Origin of the sequence: Streptococcus sp. 79, assembly GCF_013277425.1 — a bacterium.
Lineage (GTDB): Bacteria > Bacillota > Bacilli > Lactobacillales > Streptococcaceae > Streptococcus > Streptococcus pseudopneumoniae.
Genome location: NZ_VMMW01000004.1, coordinates 1 through 18275, shown reverse-complemented (window position 1 = coordinate 18275; position 18275 = coordinate 1). Strand labels below are relative to the sequence as shown.

Annotated in this window: 18 protein-coding genes, 2 pseudogenes and 3 riboswitches; of the genes and pseudogenes, 2 read left to right on the top strand and 18 right to left on the bottom strand. The window is 40.7% G+C overall.

What is annotated here, in order from left to right:
* Positions 1-665, top strand: a pseudogene (locus HT729_RS02055) (winged helix-turn-helix domain-containing protein); the annotation flags it as partial.
* Between the two features lie 118 nt (positions 666-783).
* Here the strand turns inward: HT729_RS02055 and HT729_RS02050 are convergent.
* The 5 genes from HT729_RS02050 to HT729_RS02030 all read right to left on the bottom strand — a co-directional run bounded on the left by HT729_RS02050 (position 784) and on the right by HT729_RS02030 (position 6253).
* Positions 784-1131: a VOC family protein gene (locus tag HT729_RS02050; RefSeq protein ID WP_023941445.1), complete on the bottom strand. Its 348-nt coding sequence runs from the start codon at positions 1129-1131 to the stop codon at positions 784-786.
* A gap of 110 nt (positions 1132-1241) precedes the next feature.
* The gene (spxB, locus tag HT729_RS02045) at positions 1242-3017 is read right to left on the bottom strand and encodes a pyruvate oxidase (protein ID WP_023941447.1); all 1776 of its coding nucleotides are present in this window, start codon (positions 3015-3017) and stop codon (positions 1242-1244) included.
* Between the two features lie 205 nt (positions 3018-3222).
* Positions 3223-5466 (bottom strand): heavy metal translocating P-type ATPase, encoded by a 2244-nt coding sequence (locus tag HT729_RS02040; protein ID WP_172931608.1) that lies wholly within the window; start codon positions 5464-5466, stop codon positions 3223-3225.
* 9 nt (positions 5467-5475) lie between these two features.
* Complete coding sequence (locus HT729_RS02035; protein ID WP_000935055.1) at positions 5476-5847, bottom strand: cupredoxin domain-containing protein; 372 nt, start codon at positions 5845-5847, stop codon at positions 5476-5478.
* Positions 5848-5857: 10 nt separating this feature from the next.
* Complete coding sequence (locus HT729_RS02030; protein ID WP_050211745.1) at positions 5858-6253, bottom strand: CopY/TcrY family copper transport repressor; 396 nt, start codon at positions 6251-6253, stop codon at positions 5858-5860.
* A 183-nt stretch (positions 6254-6436) separates the two neighbouring features.
* Positions 6437-6534, top strand: a riboswitch (TPP riboswitch).
* 83 nt (positions 6535-6617) lie between these two features.
* Between HT729_RS02030 and thiD the strand changes: the two genes are divergently transcribed.
* The gene (gene thiD, locus HT729_RS02025) at positions 6618-7409 is read left to right on the top strand and encodes a bifunctional hydroxymethylpyrimidine kinase/phosphomethylpyrimidine kinase (protein WP_000221735.1); all 792 of its coding nucleotides are present in this window, start codon (positions 6618-6620) and stop codon (positions 7407-7409) included.
* Positions 7410-7481: 72 nt separating this feature from the next.
* Here the strand turns inward: thiD and HT729_RS12335 are convergent, their stop codons facing one another.
* From HT729_RS12335 to HT729_RS11860, 13 genes and pseudogenes are all read right to left on the bottom strand, one after another.
* Positions 7482-7604, bottom strand: a complete 123-nt coding sequence (locus HT729_RS12335) for a hypothetical protein (RefSeq protein ID WP_258953717.1) — start codon at positions 7602-7604, stop codon at positions 7482-7484.
* 10 nt (positions 7605-7614) lie between these two features.
* Positions 7615-8247 (bottom strand): thiamine phosphate synthase, encoded by a 633-nt coding sequence (gene thiE / locus HT729_RS02020; RefSeq protein ID WP_172931607.1) that lies wholly within the window; start codon positions 8245-8247, stop codon positions 7615-7617.
* On the bottom strand, positions 8240-9043 hold the full coding sequence (locus HT729_RS02015) for a hydroxyethylthiazole kinase (protein ID WP_172931606.1): 804 nt from the start codon (positions 9041-9043) through the stop codon (positions 8240-8242). The genes thiE (HT729_RS02020) and HT729_RS02015 overlap by 8 nt, the downstream gene beginning before the upstream one ends.
* Positions 9043-9567 carry an energy coupling factor transporter S component ThiW gene (thiW, locus tag HT729_RS02010; protein ID WP_001225551.1) on the bottom strand — a complete coding sequence of 175 codons (525 nt, stop codon included), beginning with the start codon at positions 9565-9567 and terminating at the stop codon, positions 9043-9045. The genes HT729_RS02015 and thiW overlap by 1 nt, the downstream gene beginning before the upstream one ends.
* Before the next feature lie 4 nt (positions 9568-9571).
* Positions 9572-10264 carry a thiaminase II gene (gene tenA, locus HT729_RS02005; RefSeq protein ID WP_172928419.1) on the bottom strand — a complete coding sequence of 231 codons (693 nt, stop codon included), beginning with the start codon at positions 10262-10264 and terminating at the stop codon, positions 9572-9574.
* 10 nt (positions 10265-10274) lie between these two features.
* Entirely contained in the window at positions 10275-10925 is a 651-nt protein-coding gene (locus HT729_RS02000) for an energy-coupling factor transporter transmembrane component T (protein ID WP_101514667.1), read from the bottom strand.
* Position 10926: 1 nt separating this feature from the next.
* Entirely contained in the window at positions 10927-12312 is a 1386-nt protein-coding gene (locus HT729_RS01995; protein ID WP_172931605.1) for an ABC transporter ATP-binding protein, read from the bottom strand.
* A complete protein-coding gene (locus tag HT729_RS01990; RefSeq protein ID WP_000915290.1) occupies positions 12313-12873 on the bottom strand; it encodes an ECF transporter S component in 561 nt (186 codons plus the stop codon).
* A 156-nt stretch (positions 12874-13029) separates the two neighbouring features.
* Positions 13030-13118: riboswitch (TPP riboswitch) on the bottom strand.
* 209 nt (positions 13119-13327) lie between these two features.
* A complete protein-coding gene (gene thiE, locus HT729_RS01985) occupies positions 13328-13957 on the bottom strand; it encodes a thiamine phosphate synthase (RefSeq protein ID WP_172931604.1) in 630 nt (209 codons plus the stop codon).
* A gap of 1 nt (position 13958) precedes the next feature.
* Positions 13959-14741, bottom strand: coding sequence for a hydroxyethylthiazole kinase (gene thiM, locus HT729_RS01980; protein WP_172931603.1), 783 nt, complete (start codon positions 14739-14741; stop codon positions 13959-13961).
* A 129-nt stretch (positions 14742-14870) separates the two neighbouring features.
* Positions 14871-15539 carry a TenA family protein gene (locus HT729_RS01975; RefSeq protein ID WP_023941460.1) on the bottom strand — a complete coding sequence of 223 codons (669 nt, stop codon included), beginning with the start codon at positions 15537-15539 and terminating at the stop codon, positions 14871-14873.
* A 217-nt stretch (positions 15540-15756) separates the two neighbouring features.
* Positions 15757-15845: riboswitch (TPP riboswitch) on the bottom strand.
* A gap of 148 nt (positions 15846-15993) precedes the next feature.
* Positions 15994-17130 carry an L-lactate oxidase gene (lctO, locus tag HT729_RS01970; RefSeq protein ID WP_000120708.1) on the bottom strand — a complete coding sequence of 379 codons (1137 nt, stop codon included), beginning with the start codon at positions 17128-17130 and terminating at the stop codon, positions 15994-15996.
* Positions 17131-17772: 642 nt separating this feature from the next.
* Positions 17773-18219 (bottom strand): annotated as a pseudogene (locus HT729_RS11860) (transposase).
* Positions 18220-18275: the final 56 nt, after the last annotated feature.

Below are 18275 nucleotides of genomic sequence, written 5' to 3'. Positions count from 1 at the left end.
GAGATTATAGAGCTTTTAGACTCTAAGCAAACAACGATTTGGCCAACTGTAAAAAAATAGGAGGATTTCGTACTCGATTCTCTCCTTCAAGAAACACGTGGTGGTCGTAACCATGCATATATGACAGTTGAGGAAGAGAAAGTCTTTCTTGCCCGCCATTTGAAGGCTGCAGAGGCAGGAGAATTTGTTACAATTGATGCCTTATTTCAGGCTTATAAAAAGGAGTTAGGTTCTTCCTACACACGTGATACCTTCTATCAGCTCTTGAAGCACCATGGTTGGCGAAATATTAGGCCACGTCCAGCACATCCCAAGAAAGTAGACTCTCAAACCATTGTCGCGTCTAAAAATAAAATCTCAATTCAAGAAGAAAAGAAAGCGCTTTAAAACCAGTAGACCTTTTCGTAAGGTTCGCTTGATGTACCAAGATGAGGCTGGTTTCGGTAGAATCAGTAAACTGGGATCTTGTTGGGCTCCAATGGGAGTAGGTCCACATATCCATAGTCACTATATACGAGAATTTTGCTATTGTTATGGAGCTGTTGATGCCCATATTGGAAGATATCATGAATCAACTTCAAGATGTTATACAAGGACTGGAGAAGGAGGTGATAAAGTCCATCGTTAATCGGAGATGGACTAGAATGCTTTTTGAAAGCAGATGAGTATTATATGCAATTTCTTTATAATAAAAAGACCGGATTGCTCCGATCTTTTCAATAGTTCGTATTCTCAATTTCTGTTTTAAAAATAGCTAAGGTTAACGTCAAATGACTAAGCGTCCTATTTCATACGATAAAAATCAATCACTAGACCAGCAGGACCTTTTACAATCAAGGATTCTGTTCCCCAATCCGTTTCACAAGGACCGTGTAAAATCTCGACACCGATCTCTTTTAAACGTTGGTAATTCTGATTTAGATCCTCAACCTCGATATGAATAATGATTCCTGACTGAAAGTTTTCCAAAGGAACCAAATGATTTTGAGACAACATCAGACAGTGACTGCCAATCGTAAACTGAGCAAAACCATCATCAGCATAATCTGCCTTTTTATCCAATATATGCTCCAAGTCAGTACAGACTTGGGGAACATTTGAAACGATAATATCTAATTGATTTAAATTCATTTACTCTCCTCCATAAAAAGACCGGATTGCTCCGATCTTTTAAAGTTCCGCTCTATGAAAATCAAAGAATAAAGTCTACAAGTTTCATATTTGATTTTCGGCGAGAGGAATTATTTAATTGCGCGTGATTGCAACCCTTCTTCTTCCAAGAAGAGACGGAATGGTACGAGTTCTTCTGCTTCGTATTTTTCTTTGAAGGCTTTGATAGCTTCTTCTGAGTGAAGTTTTGGATCCAATTCAAGTACTTCTACTGGAAGTGGACGGTGTGGAGTGATGCGAGCATCGATCACAATAGTTTTACCTTCTTTGTTGAGTTTAACAGCTTCTGCAACAACTGCATCGATGTCTTCGATACGGTCAACTGTAAATCCTACAGCACCTTGCGCTTCAGCGATTTTCGCATAGTCAGCATTAGAGAAGTCACAACCAAACAAGTGTTTGTTTGTGTCTTCGTATTTGTCCTTGATGAAGGCATATTTACCATTTGAGAAGACAACATTGATAACTGGAAGGTCGTATTGAACGTTTGTGATAACGTCTGGGTAGCACATGTTGAATGCACCGTCACCCATGATGTTCCATACTTGGCGATCTGGATTGTCTTTCTTAGCAGCGATACCACCAGGAAGGGCAATACCCATTGTCGCAAAGAGTGGAGATGTACGCCACATGTTCTTAGGTGTCATGTGAAGGTGACGAGTAGATGTTTGAGTAGTGTCACCTACGTCGATTGAGTAGATAGCGTCTTGATCAGCATGTTTGTTGATTGCATTGTAAACTTGATACAATTGCAATTCACCCTCAGTTTTACCTTCGAGTTTGTTCATGTAATCACGCCAGTTTTGGTTGTTCTTCACGTTTGCACGCCACCATGGAGTAGATTCAACTGGATTCACTTTGTCAAGGATTGCTTTGGCTGCTTGACCTGCATCACCAAGGATTGAAGCGTCAAGGGCGTGACGTTTACCAAGTTTGTAAGGGTCAATATCAACTTGAATGAATTTTTCAGTGTTCTTGAATGCTTCGTAAACTTCAGCAAATGGGAAGTTTGAACCAAGGAAAAGAACTGTGTCTGCTTCAAAGACCACTTCGTTGGCTGGCTTCCAACCAACACGGTAAGCAGAACCTGTCAAACCTTCATAGTTCCATTCGAAAGCTTCAAAGTTTTTACCAGTTGTGATAATTGGTGCTTTGATTTTACGTGACAATTCAGTGATCACTTCACCAGCTTTAACACCACCGTAACCAGCATAGATAACTGGACGTTCAGCATTGTTCAAGATTTCAACAGCTTTGTCGATTTCAACTTCGTTCAAAGCAGGAGCGATAAATGAACGCTCGTATGAACCTGATCCATAGTATGAGTTTTCGTCGATTTCTTGGAAACCAAAGTTTACTGGGATTTCCACAACAGCTGGACCTTTTTTAGAGACTGCAGCACGGCAAGCTTCGTCGATTACTTTTGGTAATTGCTCAGCGTAAGCTACGCGTTTGTTGTATACAGCGATACCGTTGTACATTGGGTTTTGGTTCAATTCTTGGAAAGCATCCATGTTCAATTCATTAACTGGACGTGATCCAAGGATCGCTAGGAATGGAGTGTTATCCATAGCTGCATCGTAAACACCGTTAATCAAGTGAGTCGCACCTGGACCACCTGAACCAACTGCAACCCCGATTGAGCCACCGAATTTAGCTTGCATAACCGCTGCAAGAGAACCTGTCTCTTCATGGCGAACTTGCAAGAAGCGGATATCTTTGTCTTCAGCCAAAGCGTCCATCAATGAGCTGAGTGTTCCTGATGGGATACCGTAGATTGTATCTACGCCCCATGTTTTCAATACGTTAAGCATTGCTGCAGATGCAGTAATTTTTCCTTGAGTCATAGTGATAACTCTCCTTCAATTTTTTAGACTTGGAGAATACGATTACATAGAATTGGAAACGTTCTCCAAATTTTTACTATTCCACTATATCATATTTATGTTGACTTTTCTAAAAATCTGCTCAAAACTCTCTACTTTCTATTCTAATACAGTTTTGAAAGTGCTGCCATTCCTGTTTTATAACAAAGAAATCTAGTCATTACTTTTAGTCTATTTTACTAAAGTTTAGTAAGAGTGAACTAGTCAGAACAGATACAGAACTAAAGGCCATGGCTAGACCTGCCAATTCTGGAGTGAGCGCCAGTCCAACACCAGAAAAGACTCCTGCTGCAATCGGAATTCCGACGACATTGTAGATAAAGGCCCAGAAAAGATTGAGCAGAATTCGATTAAAGGTTTTCTTACTCATGTCAAAGGCACGCACCACGCCTAGGAGGTTATTGATTGTCAACACTAAATCTGCTGACTCGATGGCAATATCTGTTCCAGCCCCCATAGCAATTCCCACATCTGCTACACTGAGGGCAGGGGCATCATTGATACCGTCCCCAACAAAGGCTACTTTACCAGCTGATTGTAGTTTATGAATTTCATGGGCTTTTTCTTCTGGCAAGACACCTGCAATGACCTCTTCGATTCCGATCTGATCGGCAATAGCACGCGCCACACCTGCATTGTCTCCTGTCAGCATGACTGTTTTAAGACCTCGTTTTTTCAACTGACTGATGGCAAGCTTAGCATTTTCCTTAGGAATATCTTGCAGAGCAAGCAAGCCTTTGATTTCATTGTCAACAGCCAAGAACACAACTGTCTTAGCTTCTTTTTCCAGTTGTTCTAGTTTTTCTTGATAAATGCTAGAAATATCCATGCCATCCAACATTTTAGCATTTCCAAGCAAAACTTGTTTTCCATTGATTTGTCCTGAAACACCTTTTCCGTGCAAGGCTTGGAAATTTTCAACAGTGTGAAGCTCAAATCCAGTTTCAGTCGCTCGCTTGACAATGGCCTCAGCCAGTGGGTGTTGAGAAGCTTCTTCCAAGGAGGCTGCTAATCCAAGCACCTCTGCCTCGTCGCCAATAATATCTGTCACCACAGGTTTTCCTTCCGTTAAAGTCCCTGTTTTATCAAAGACAATAGTTTGGACTTTCTGGATTTCCTGTAGAACCGTTCCATTTTTGAGGAGAACTCCCATCTTGGCACTGCGACCTGTCCCCACCATAAGGGCTGTCGGTGTTGCAAGTCCCAAGGCACAAGGGCAGGCAATAATCAGAACTGCTACTCCATAGAGAAGCGAAGACACAAAGCTCGCTCCAAGCACAACTACACTATCCCTGAGCAAGACGAACCAAACCCAAAAGGTCACAATCCCTAAAATGACAACTGCTGGGACAAAAATCCCTGAAATCTTATCCGTCAAGTCCTGAATCGGCGCACGACTTGTCTGAGCTTTCTTCACAAAATCCACAATCTGAGCCAAAACAGTCTCTGAACCAACTTTTTCTGCTCTAAAAACAAGTGTTCCACTATTATTGATGGTTGAACCAATGACGGTATCTCCAACTGTCTTGTCCACAGGCAGACTCTCACCTGTCACCATGGATTCGTCAATACTAGAGATACCTTCTACTACGACACCATCAACCGCAATCTTTTCACCGGGACGCACTCGAATCAGGTCACCTACCTTGACTTGCTCCAAGGGGACTTGAACATAGTTATCCTCACGCAAGACTTCTGCAGTTTTAGCCTGCAAGTCAAGTAATTTCTCCACAGCTTGGGAAGTATTTTTCCGCATTTTCTCCTCAAAAACGGCTCCCATAAGAACGAAGAAGAAGATAAATGCAGCACTTTCAAAGTAAACGGGGAGACCAGCGAAGAGGGCAACTAGGCTATAACCATAGGCCACTAGGGTTCCCAGAGCAACCAAGGTATCCATGTTGGCATTGTGCTTTTTAAAACTAGCCCAAGCACTTTGGATATAAGGACCACCTGCTACTAGCATAATCGGTGTTGTGGCTAAAAAGGTGCCCCAACGCATGACTTGGTGACTAATTCCTCCTGTCGACATCCCAATCATGAGAATCACAAGAGGCACAGTAAAGATACTAGTAATCCAAAAACGCTGTAAAAGTGATAGAGATTTTCGAGTCTTCTCAACTACGGTATAACTCCTCTTTTGCATCTTCATGCCACAAGAAAATTCATGTTGGCCTAATTCTTGAGGTGTAAAACGAATGACTTTCTCCTCATCTACGCCGATTGGTTCTAAGATGCCTTCTTCTTCAAACAGAATTTCCTTATAACAGTTTGAAGGTGTCACACGGTGAAAGGTGATCTCAGCAGGAACTCCTTTTTGCAGTTGAATGTGGGCTGGATGGTAGCCTTTGTCTGCCGTGATACGGATTTTTTGAACACCATTTTCAAGACTTGCTTTTACAATTTCAGTCATATCATTCTCCTATTCTACAATCATCTTACCGTGCATCATATTCATGCCACAAGAGAAACCATACTCTCCAGCCTGCTCAGGCGTGATTTCCACTACATACTCTTCACCCATTGGCAGATCCGCATGTACACCAAAATCTGGAAAAACAATTTGATCCAGACAGGGTGAAGGATCCTTGCGGTCAAAGACAATGCGTGCTGGCACTGATTTCTTGAGAATAATCAACTCAGGCGTATAGCCTCCCATGACTTCCACTCGAATCTCTTGGTAGCCCTTTTTTTGCTGGGCCTTTTGTCCAGATTTTTCAGGCTTTTTGAAAAACCAAAACAAGATAAACGCGATAAGGGCAATACAAATAATGGTTACAATACTATTTAACATGACGTCTCCTTTACATACAATTACATTTTACTTCTGTCACAGCGTTTGATTTCTTCTCAGAAATCACAGCTTCCAAGTCTTCTAAGTCAGCCTGAGTAAAATCACATTCAGTAATCAAATCAGCCAACAAGTTCTTAATCCTACGGGAACAAACCTTGTCCTTAATATCTTGGACAAGTAAATCCCGACTTTGGTCCAAAGTTAAAAGGGCTGAATAGACAAAGGACTTGCCTTCTTTTTTCCTCGTCAGACACTCTTTCTCAACCAAACGAGCCAAAAGAGTTTGAACTGTGGACTTGGACCAGTCAAACCGCTCCGCCAGAACCCTAATCAAATCTGAACTGGTCTGCTCCCCCTGCATCCAAATAATCTTCATGACCTGCCATTCTGCATCTGAAATCTGCATCATCACACCTCCAAAATCTACATTTGTCAATTATGTTTCTTAGTATACTCCTAAAGTCTACATTTGTCAATTATGAAATCAATATTTTATTTGAAAAATAGGATTTTAATCATTTGAAAAACGATTTGCAGTCAAATATTACTATATAAACAATAAAAATATGCTATACTAAAGAAAAAAGAAAACAACCACTAGGGGTGCGTAAAGCTGAGATTAACGACTGTTAGACCCTTTGACTCAATCTAGGTAATGCTAGCTGATGGAAGTGGAAATGATAATGGGGACTAGCAGTCTTCTATTGCCTTCCTGAAACAGATTAGCTTGTTCTTAAGAATACAAACTTCAGTTGGTTGGGAGGTTTTAGATGACTTATTTACCCGTTGCTTTGACCATTGCAGGTACTGACCCTAGTGGTGGTGCTGGCATTATGGCTGACTTAAAGTCGTTCCAAGCTAGAGATGTCTATGGAATGGCTGTTGTAACCAGTCTTGTCGCTCAAAATACCAGAGGTGTTCAATTGATCGAGCACGTTTCTCCTCAAATGTTGAAAGCCCAATTGGACAGTGTCTTTTCTGATATTCCACCTCAGGCTGTAAAAACTGGGATGTTGGCAACTACCGAAATCATGGAAATCATCCAGCCCTATCTTAAAAAGCTGGATTGTCCCTATGTTTTAGATCCAGTTATGGTAGCGACTAGCGGAGATGCCTTGATCGACTCAGTTGCTAGAGACTATCTCAAAACAAACCTGCTTCCCCTTGCAACCATTATCACGCCCAATCTTCCTGAGGCAGAAGAGATTGTTGGTTTTTCAATCCATGACCCCGAAGACATGCAGCGTGCTGGTCGCCTGATTTTAAAAGAATTTGGTCCTCAGTCCGTTGTTATTAAAGGCGGGCATCTCGAAGGCGGTGCCAAGGATTTCCTCTTTACCAAGGATGATCAATTTGTCTGGGAAAGCCCACGAATTCAAACCTGTCACACCCATGGTACTGGATGTACCTTTGCTGCAGTGATTACGGCTGAACTAGCCAAGGGCAAGAGCCTTTACCAGGCAGTTGATAAGGCCAAGGCCTTTATCACAAAAGCCATCCAAGACGCCCCTCAACTCGGTCATGGTTCTGGCCCAGTCAACCATACAAGCTTTAAAGATTAAAAAAACTCTCTAGTTCCCACTTTAAGGGAATTAGAGAGTTTTTATACTCTTCGAAAATCTCTTCAAACTACGTCAGCTTCCATCTGCAACCTCAAAACACTGTTTTGAGCTGACTTCGTCAGTCTTATCTAAAACCTCAAGGCAGGGCTTGGGGCAAGCTGCGGCTAGCTTCCTAGTTTGCTCTTTGATTTTCATTGAGTATTAGTTAGGAAATAATGTCATCCAACTTCGTTAAAAAGGCTTGCGTTTTTGCCTCAATATCTTCTGCCTGCATCAGATCGCGTACGACTGCTACTCCAGCTATGCCAGTGCCCATAAGCTGGTCAATGTTCTCTGAAGTCAAGCCTCCAATAGCAACTACTGGAATGGCAACCGTTTGGCAAATTGTTTTCAAGGTTGATATCAGAGTAATGGGCGCATTTTCCTTGGTGGTAGTTGGGAAAATGGCTCCTGTCCCCAAGTAATCTGCACCTGATGTTTCTGCTTCCAGAGCTCTTTTAACCGTTTTAGCGGTGACACCTAGGATTTTATCAGGTCCCAAGACTTGTCGGGCAACCGAAACGGGTAATTCATCATCTCCGATATGCAGACCAGCAGCATCAACCGCAAGACAAACATCCAACCGATCATCGATTATCAAGGGTACCTGATAAACATCTGTTATTTCCTTGACTTGTTTTGCCAGTTGATAATATTGATTGGTTGTGAGATTTTTTTCTCGCAATTGGACTATGGTAACCCCTGAACGGCAGGCCGTCTCAACTTTTGCAAGAAAGCTTTCCACGGAATCTTGATAACGATTGGTTACCAGATATAGTCTAAGTGCTTCTCTATTCATAAACCTCTCCTTTGATGGTATCTAGCCAATTTTCATCTCTTTTGAGGAGCGAAAGCTGATTGAGTACTTGGTAACGAAATTCTTCCAATCCCATTCCTTGAACAACTATTTTCTCAGCAGCGATATTGAGATAAGAGACTGCTAAGCAAGAAGCTTCAAAACCAGTCTCTCCTTGGCTGAGAAAAACAGCTGTTAAGGCTCCAACCAAGTCTCCTGTCCCTGTTATCCAGTCTAACTCTACACAGCCATTCTCCAATACAGCAACCTGATTCTTCGAAACGATAAGATCCTTGGGGCCAGTGACTAAGAATGACATACCAGGATAGGTCTGACACCAGTCTTTCAAGACTTGAAGCAAATCCTCCGTTTCTTGATCTTTAGCACTCGCATCGACCCCAACGCCGTGGTGTTTTAAGCCAACAAGACTTCGAATTTCTGACATGTTTCCTTTAAGGACCGTTGGGCTATAGTCTAAGAGGTCTTTAACTAAGCTCTTACGAATGGAGGAAGCCGTTACGCCAACCGCATCTACTACCATTGGAAGACAAACTTGAGCTGCATAAGAAGCTGCTATACGGATTGCTTTCTCCTTCTCAGCTGACAAATGCCCCAAATTGATGAAGAGAGCCTGACTTTGCTTAGTAAAATCAAGAACCTCACGGGGATCATCTGCCATGACAGGTTTGCATCCCAGAGCCAAAATCCCATTTGCCAGCATCTCACAAGAAATCTCATTGGTCATACAGTGAATAAGAGAACTCGTTTCCAGAGGAAAAGGATTTATCAATTCCTGCATCATTCTATCCTTTCACCAAAGAAATATCCCTGCACTTTTTTAAAGAATTCCTGCTTGATTAAAAATCGAAAAGCAATAAAGGAAATCGCTGTACCAATCAAGGTTGCTCCGAAAAATCGAGGAGTGTAGATAAACCAGCTAAGCTTAGCAGCCGATCCTGTAAAGAGTACCATAACAGGATAGGAAACAATAGAACCAATGATACCTGTTCCCACAATCTCTCCTAGAGCGGAATAATGAAATTTTCGACCATACTTATAAAAGAGACCTGCCAGGAGGGCTCCAAAAGTTGCTCCTGTAAGAGCTAAAGGTGGAATCCCTTGAGTTGTCATACGGATAAAAGCTGTCACTGTAGCCATAGCCAAAGCATAAACAGGTCCCATCATGATTCCTGCTAGAATATTGACTACACTGGACATCGGTGCCATTCCCTCAATCCGAAAGATAGGTGTAAGGACTACATCAAGGGCAATCATCATAGATAAAATGGTTAATTTGTGAACTTGTAGTTGGTGCTTTCTCATATTTCTATTCTTCTCCTGTTTCTAAAGACTGTAAATCGCTCTTCCATGTCTGGTGTTGGTAGGCCATTTGCCAAAACTTGGCTTCCATGTGAACACTGATGTGGAAGGCATCTAGCATTTTTTTCTTGTCTGTCTCATCACTTTCGCGATAGAGTTGATTGACCAGCGCTCCCTCCTCTCTGATCTGTTGCTCTAACTCATCCGTAATATAAGTTTCAATCCATTGTTGGTAGAGAGGATTTGGTGATGGTTTAAGATTAAGTGATTTGCCTATATCATGGTATAACCAAGGACAAGGTAGCAAACTTGCAAAGGCAATGCCCAAGTTTGGCTCTGCAAATTGCCGATAAATGTGAGAAATGTAATGATAGCAGGTGGGAGCGATTGGATGTTGCTCCATTTCCTGATCGCTGATTTCCAATTCCTTGAAAAATTGTTGGCGGATAAACAACTCACCCTCCACTAGACTCTGAGCATTTTGTTTCAAGAGTCTTTTCATCTCTTGATTTGAAGTCTTATCAGCCAAAAGGTGATAGATTTCTGAGAAGGCCTTCAGATAGTAGGCATCCTGAATCAGGTAATAGCGGAAAATGGCAGGTTCTAAATTCCCCTCTTGTAATTGTAAAATAAAGGGATGATGAAAGGAAGCCTGCCAAGCTTCCTTGGATAATTCCATCGCAATATCTGTAAATTCCATAATAACTCCTTTATAAAAATAGACTGGTTTGAAGCAATAAAAAGAACAGCAGGTAGATGAATATTGTCCTTTTAGGAATATAAAAAGTCCGATAGCTATTCTCCACCTGTGCATGTTCGTCATATCCATGCGCCGATAGAGCTCTCAGGTAAAGATGGCGCCACCTAAAGACTGTCATCAGAACCTTGCTGTAAATCAAGGGCGACCAAAAATGTAGTTCTTGACCGCGTAATAAGCAAGCTTCCTTGAGGGACTTGATTTCTTGCTGAATAAGGGGAAAGGAATTGAATACCACAATCAAGGCATAGGCCCATGACCGTGATAACCCCTTTTGAGCCAAGTACAAGAGAAGCTCTTTTAGTGAAATAGAGGAAATAAAGACAAGTCCGATACAAACTGTCACAAAGGCCCTCGTTCCAAGCATGACCGCCTGCGAAACATCTCCATGTAACTGAACTGCCCAGTAGTTGGCAAAGGATGGCAAAATGGCAAGCAGAATCATCCAAGCCAACATCTTAAATCGACGGTAATAGAGCATAAAGAAAATACAGAATGCGACTACCGAAAGATTCAGAGCAATCGAAGGAATGAAAGATGTTTCCAAGGATAAAATCAGCAAGAAGAGACTGATAATTGGTGTCTGGGTTGCTACTTTGACCATACTATCTCACCTCCCCTTGAGTATTGCTACTCTGAGATGTGAGTGGTTTGGCAATGGTCACTTCTTTCACATGACTGAGACCCTGACTAGTCATCTCAATCCAATAATCAACCACAGAGATCAAAGAATCTAAACGATGGCTAATGATCAAAAAACTTCTTCCTTGATTCCTCTCCTCCACAATCCACTGACAGAAATAATGGCAGGCTCTATCATCCAAACCTGCAAAAGGTTCATCTAGCAAAATCACGGAAGCCTTACTAGTCAAGATGGTCAAGAGCTGAAGAATCTTTTGCTGGCCACCACTTAATTGATAGGGACTCTTATCGAGTGACTGCTCCAAATCAAAATATCGTAAGGCTTGAAGAATACGCTGATTTCTTTCAGAATCAGGTCCATCTAATTGAAGTTCCTCTCGCAGACTGACTCGGATAAACTGCTTCTCAGCTTCCTGAACAATACTCGTCAGGTCACGGTACAAACTCTTTTTCTTTTTCAGGACTGTCCCCTTCCAGGTAATGCGTCCCTTATACTTTTGAAATTGAAGAATAGACCGAAAGAGGGTTGATTTCCCGACACCATTGTCACCCAGGATACAGGAAATTCCTTGGTAAAATCTGAAATCAATAATCGAAAAGAGGGAGCGCTTATCCAGCTCACAAGTCATTCGATCCATATGTAACAATTCCGGGCTAGAAGCAACTTTCTTTGAAGCAACCTGTATCATCTCAGAGGAAGGGATTTGAAACACTTCCCTTAGTTGTCCGTCTCTTAGCTCCACCATATGGTCGATATAGGCTTCATAGTCCGTTAAATCATGGTCGCACAAAATAACTGTCTTCCCATTAGAGACCAACTCTTTTAGAATCTCCAATATCTCTATCCTACTCTTGCGATCAATGGAAGCAAAGGGCTCATCCAATAGATAGACCCTAGGATTCATAGCAAAGAGAACAGCCAGTGCAGCCTTTTGCTTTTCCCCACCTGATAAGTGATGGATGGGACGGTGCAAGATCTTCTCACAGCGACATTGTAGAACCACCTCTGCTATTTTAGAATCAATTTCCTGAAGGTGATAGCCGATATTCTCCAAGGTAAAAATCAGCTCCTCAAACAAATTCTCCATGGTAAACTGATGATTGGGATTTTGAAAGAGAATACCAACCGTTTGGACACGTTCGATGATAGAAAGCTGACTGACTTCGCTCCCATCTATCAGTACTTGACCGCTATAGGGAAGAGAACTGACTTGGGCGATCATTTGAAAGAGACTCGATTTCCCTGAACCACTGCTCCCAACTAACAAGGTAAAGGCTTGCTCATGAAAAGTAAAATCAATCGGTTCCGAAAAAATTGGGGACTGAATCTCCCGTAATTCCAGACCCATCTATGCTTTTCCTCCAGTTGCAAACTGATGATAGAGTTTGACAATGGCACGAACCAAGATGGTACAGAAGAAATAAACAGAAATAAAACGTACCACAAGCAAGGAAAGGACAAACGGAAGGGAAAAGGCGTAGTAACCTAACTTAATGTATTCATAGACAAAGCTAACAAGCGTAATCCCAATACTATTGGCAGTTAGAGAGAGCCAACTCTCATAGCGATTCTTGGTTACGATAAAACCAAGTTCACTTCCCAAACCTTGAACCAAGCCAGACAAAAGAGCGCCTAGACCGAATTGGCTACCATAAAGGACTTCAGCAAGCGCAGCTAGTACTTCTCCAATCGTTGCACTTCCGACTCTCGGAACAAAGATGGCAGCAATGGGCGCAGCCATACACCAGAGACCGAAGAGGATTTCATTGGCAAAGGCCTGCAAACCAAGAGGTGTTAAGAGTAGGCTGAGAATATTATACACATATCCTGAACCAACGAAAACCCCACCAAAAAAGATAGACAAGAAAGCAAGCAAGATAACATCTTTTAACTGCCATTTTTTCAACATAAAAAACTCCTTTTTTAAAGAAAAGTGGGGCACTCAAGGTGAGCTACCAAAAGGCTTTATATCACCTTCATCCAGTTTCGTAAAAGAAAAAACTCTAATTACAGATAGGAATTAGAGTTTAGCTTACAAGATTAGACCGTTCTTTTCGACATACGAAAAAAACATTTCACATTTCCCTTCGCCAGTATTAACTGTATCAGGTTCAATGGGTATCATCTCAGCCTAAAGCACCCCAAATGTCTTTATTATTTAATTGTATGATTATTATAACACACATTTTATACTAGTTCAAGAAATTGAACTGGAAATACAGCCTTGCACTCACAAAGACAGCAGATCTTTCTTTTGCAAAAACCAAATGTCTTGTTTGATAGATTAGCTATTTAAACTGAATCTGGACATATCTTTTTAGAAAAGGAAAACTTCCACTTACTTAGAATCCAAGGATAGATACCTATTGTTCACTCATTTCTCGAACAGTTTTTTCTATATTTTTTGCATACGATATTGCTGAAATGATTGAAACACCGTCAACATTGGTCTTCATAATGTCTTTAATATGTTGCGTCTGTATCCCACCAATTGCAACTAAGGGCATTTGTGGCAATAGTTTTCTCATCAATTTAAGACCTTCATAACCTATAGCGCCACCAGCATCATCTTTTGACTGGGTATCAAATACAGGACCAACACCAACATAATCTACATATTCAACTTTTGACTGTTGAAATTCTTTCTCGTTTTTTATAGAAAGACCAATTATTTTATCTGGCATCAATTTTCTAATTTCATCAACACCAATATCATCTTGACCTACATGTACGCCATCGGCGTCAATTTCCATTGCTAAATCTATATCGTCATTAACGATAAATGGAACATTGTATTTTTTACAAAGTTCTTTAATTTGGATAGCTAGCTCAAGTTTTTCTAAGCCTTCTAAAGCACCCTCACCTTTTTCTCGAAATTGAAATAAGGTTATACCACCTTTTAAAGCTTCCTCAACGACTGTATATAGATTTTTTCCTTGGCAAGTAGTCGTTCCACAAATAAAATATAGTTTTAGTAATTCTTTATGAAACATCTTACTTCACTCTTTTGAATTCCTTTACATCTTCATCTGTAATCTCGTATAAGGCATTTATAAATTCAACTTTAAATGTTCCAGGAAGATGTCCATTTGGACGTTTTTCTGCTATTTCTCCAGCGATATTGTAAACCAACATTGCTGTTTCTAATGATTTCAATTCTTGACCTTTTTCTAGTCCGATAAAGCTTGCTACCACTGCCCCTAATAAACATCCTGTCCCAATGACTTTTGGCATCATGGCACTACCATTATGAATCGTTACCACTTCTCCATTAACAGCAATCGCATCAACTTCTCCAGTCACTACTATTGGAATATTGAACTTCTCATTTGCTGCTAGAGCAATTTCGTCAATATTATCTACGCCCGCACTATCTACTCCTTTAGATGCCACATTTATACCTACTAAAGAAGCAATCTCGCCAGCATTTCCTCTAATCGCTGCTAGTTTATAATTGTTGATTAGATCATCTGCTACTTTTTTTCTATATTCTCCTGCTCCACAGGCTACAGGATCTAAAACTGCTGGGACATTATATTTCTTTGCAATTTTCAGAGCAGCTTGGTATAATTTCCAATTATCATCCGTTAAAGTCCCAATGTTAATCAATAATCCTCCAGCATATTTTAATAGATCTTCTAAGTCTGCTGGGTACTCGCTCATAGCTGGTGATGCACCTAGTGCTACTAATCCATTTGCTGTGAAATTTTTTACCACATCATTGGTGATGCAAATGACCAATGGTGCTTTTTCTTTTAATAATTTTAAACTTGTCATATTGAATTCCTTCCTTTTCACTTTATACGATCTACTGATTTCGGTTTATCTCTATCTTTTGTTAAGAAATTTTTTTCATTTACATTGAATGATTTACCTCATCAAATTTGTAACTATCCTAAACTTTCTCTAGGCATCATAACCAATATCAAAAAAGGCTAATTCTAAAGCGACCGCTTGATTCCAGCGTTGCTGAAGCTCTGTCAAATCTTCTCGACCTTTTCCGACACGATTGAGTTCGTCAACCAGAAATTGAACCCACTCTGCAAAGAAAGGACCTCTGTGGAGATTGATCCATTCCGAATGAATATAGGCTTCAGGAAGAGCCAAAGCTTTAGAACCCCAGTCTAAATAGAGTCCTTCTGCAATGACCAGCATGACCAAAAGATGGGCATAGTCTGATGAAGCCACTGCCGAGTACATTAGATTCTGAAAGGCTTTTGTTACAGGGTGCAAGCTCACTTCTAGATAGTCATTCTCAGATACGTTTAACTCTTTGAAAGCCTTTTGGAAATAGCCATCTTCATCTGCTTCAAGAAAGCCTAGTTGTTTGGCAAAACGAAGCTTGGATTCAAGCTGGTCTGCGTGGGCTACGCAGGAACCCAACATGGATAAAAAGGCATCAAAGAAGTGATAATCTTGAATCAGGTAGTCTTTTAAGGCCTTATTCTCAATTGTCCCTGCAAAAAGTTCCTTAACAAAACGATGATTGATTGCAGCCTGCCAATCCTTCTGACTGCTTTTTAATAATTCTCCAACAGTCAAACCTGGCTGAAATGCATAAACCTGTGTTTCCATATTTACTTCTCCTCTCTTTACTTGTTAGTAATTAATAAAACACCAAGAAATACCAAGTAAAATCGTAATTCCACTTGATCCTTTTAAAGAACATCGAGGGCATTTGCAGAGAGCTACCTAAACAAGCCTACCCAGTTTTATATAAACAAAAAAACTCCAATTACAATCAAGAATTAGAGTTGACTTACAAGATTAGACCGTTCATTTCACCATACGAAAAAAACTGTTCACATTTCCCTTCGCCAGTCTTAACTGTATCAGGTTCAATGGGTATCATCTCAGCCTAAAGCACCCCAAATGTCTTTATTATTTAATTACTAGACCATTATAACAGAAATTGAAAGCCCTAGCAAGATATTTGACCGAAAAATATCTTTATATAGTTTTTGATAGCGATTTATTCTTCCAATACACGAAGAAAAACCTCCACATTCAGTGGAGGCAATCTCTTTTATCAATACAATTTTAAGTCACGAGGGTCAACTGGGAAGGTTGGGTTGTATGGGTTGTGACGAAGTTTGAAGTGTTTGACATCTTCAATGGTCTGAGTTCCAGACAATTGCATAACTGTCTTCAATTCCGCATTCAAGTGTTCAAAGACTTGACGCACACCAACACTACCACCAAGAGCCAAACCATAAATAGCAGGGCGACCAATAGCTACCAAGTCTGCTCCTGAAGCCAAGGCTTTAAAGACGTGTTGACCACGACGAACACCAGAGTCAAAGACAATTGGCACACGTCTATCAACTGCTTCTGCCACTTCTTGAAGCGAGTCAAAAGCAGCTGGTCCACCGTCGATTTGACGACCACCGTGGTTGGTTACCCAGATACCAGAAGCTCCCGCAGCAAGTGAACGCTCAACGTCCTCACGGCATTGTGGTCCCTTGACATAAACAGGAAGTCCTGAGTATTCAGCGATAAATTCTACATCGCGTGGAGACAAGCGCTGTTTAGCTGATTTGTAAACAAAGTCCATTGATTTACCAGCACCTTCTGGTAGGTATTCTTCAACAATCGGCATACCAACTGGAAAGACAAAACCATTACGCTTATCCACCTCACGATTGCCCCCTACAGTAGCATCTGCTGTCAAGACAATCGCCTTATAACCTTCAGCCTTCACACGGTCCATGATGTGGCGGTTGATACCGTCATCCTTACTAAAGTAAAATTGGAACCAATGAGGTGTCCCTTGAAGGGCTTCAGAAATCTCTGGAAGGTCAACAGTAGAGTAAGAACTGGTTGTATAAAGAGAACCGAACTCATGCACACCACGCGCAGTCGCCACTTCACCCTGTTCATTCGCTAATTTATGAGCCGCAACAGGCGCCATAATGATTGGTGAGGATAGTTTTTCACCTGCAAATTCAATCTCTGTACTTGGATTTTCAACATCGCAAAGCGTATGTGGAACGATGAGTTTGTGGTTAAAGGCACGGATATTCTCTCTTAAAGTGAAAGTATCTTCTGCCCCACTAGCAATATAGCCAAATGCTGCTTTAGGGATCACTTGTTGCGCCATTGGCTCCAAATCATAGGTATTAATGAAATCTACATGCCCTTCTGCATTGCTTGTTTTGTATGACATAAACTGTCCTCCTTGATTAAGTAAGCGTTTGCTTTTTACTATACATCTATAATAACTCTTTTTTCAATCATTTTCAAGAGTTTTGCTTAAAAACAATCTTATTTTTCATACAATATATTAGCCCTACTTTCCTTAAACTCTAAACTTTAGTCTATATTAAGTGAATCGTTGAGATTTTTTGCTGCCAGGCATTTGAACTACTTTTTTATTTGCTGATTCTATCTACTGATGCTATAAAAAACAAGTAAATAAGACACCAGAACATCCTCTAATAGGGCCTATGGACTTATATCAGTCCCATATATACTGTGTTTAAGCAAGATACTATCCTAGTTGACGCTAACTTCCTATCCCACTTATTAATTTTTTATTTATAGTGAATCTGAACAAATCAATTGGGGGATCCAAGTCAATTTCTAGTACTTTTTGAAAAGTTTCAACGTACTATCGTAAAATGAAATAAAACATGCGCAAATTGATTAGGGAATTTAAACCAATTTCTAACAATGTCTTAGAAATCAAAGTGTACTATTTCAACTGTAACCGCCCAATAACGAAGTATATTGAAAAATCTCCAGACTAGAGAACTCACGGATAGTTCCTAATCTGGAGATTTCTTATTTGCACTTTTCTTGTACAACTTTAGTACATGGTAAACAAGCCTCTAAAACCTCTTTGTTTACGAGAGTCTGCTAGTTTGGGGGTCGCTTCAAAAAATTTCCTTCTCACATGCGCCCAACATCCAACAAGTTCAGCTTCTTCCAGTTGACGATAAGCTTCTAGCGGTTCGCAGTTTACCAAGCTTAGCGTCGCCTTGCTCCTAAACCTTGGACTGCTATCGCATAGGCAGAACTAGAGGACTAAAGTCCTAAGTTACTGCCGCAACATATCACAATGCACATATCCAGAATAATCTCCTAGGAATTCTTGTACTACTGAACCACTTCGACGCTGATCATGGTGGTACAGCGTGATTCCTTGCTTCTCAGCTTTCCCAGACAAAAAAGTCCAATAGTAGGTCAGATGGCTATCACTTTCTAAGACCCGATAAGAGGTTTCATCCGCATGAAGAAGAGCTTGTTCTAACAACTTTTCTCGTAAAAGCTTATAAAGGGACTCTAAATAATATTGACTCGCCTTGATAT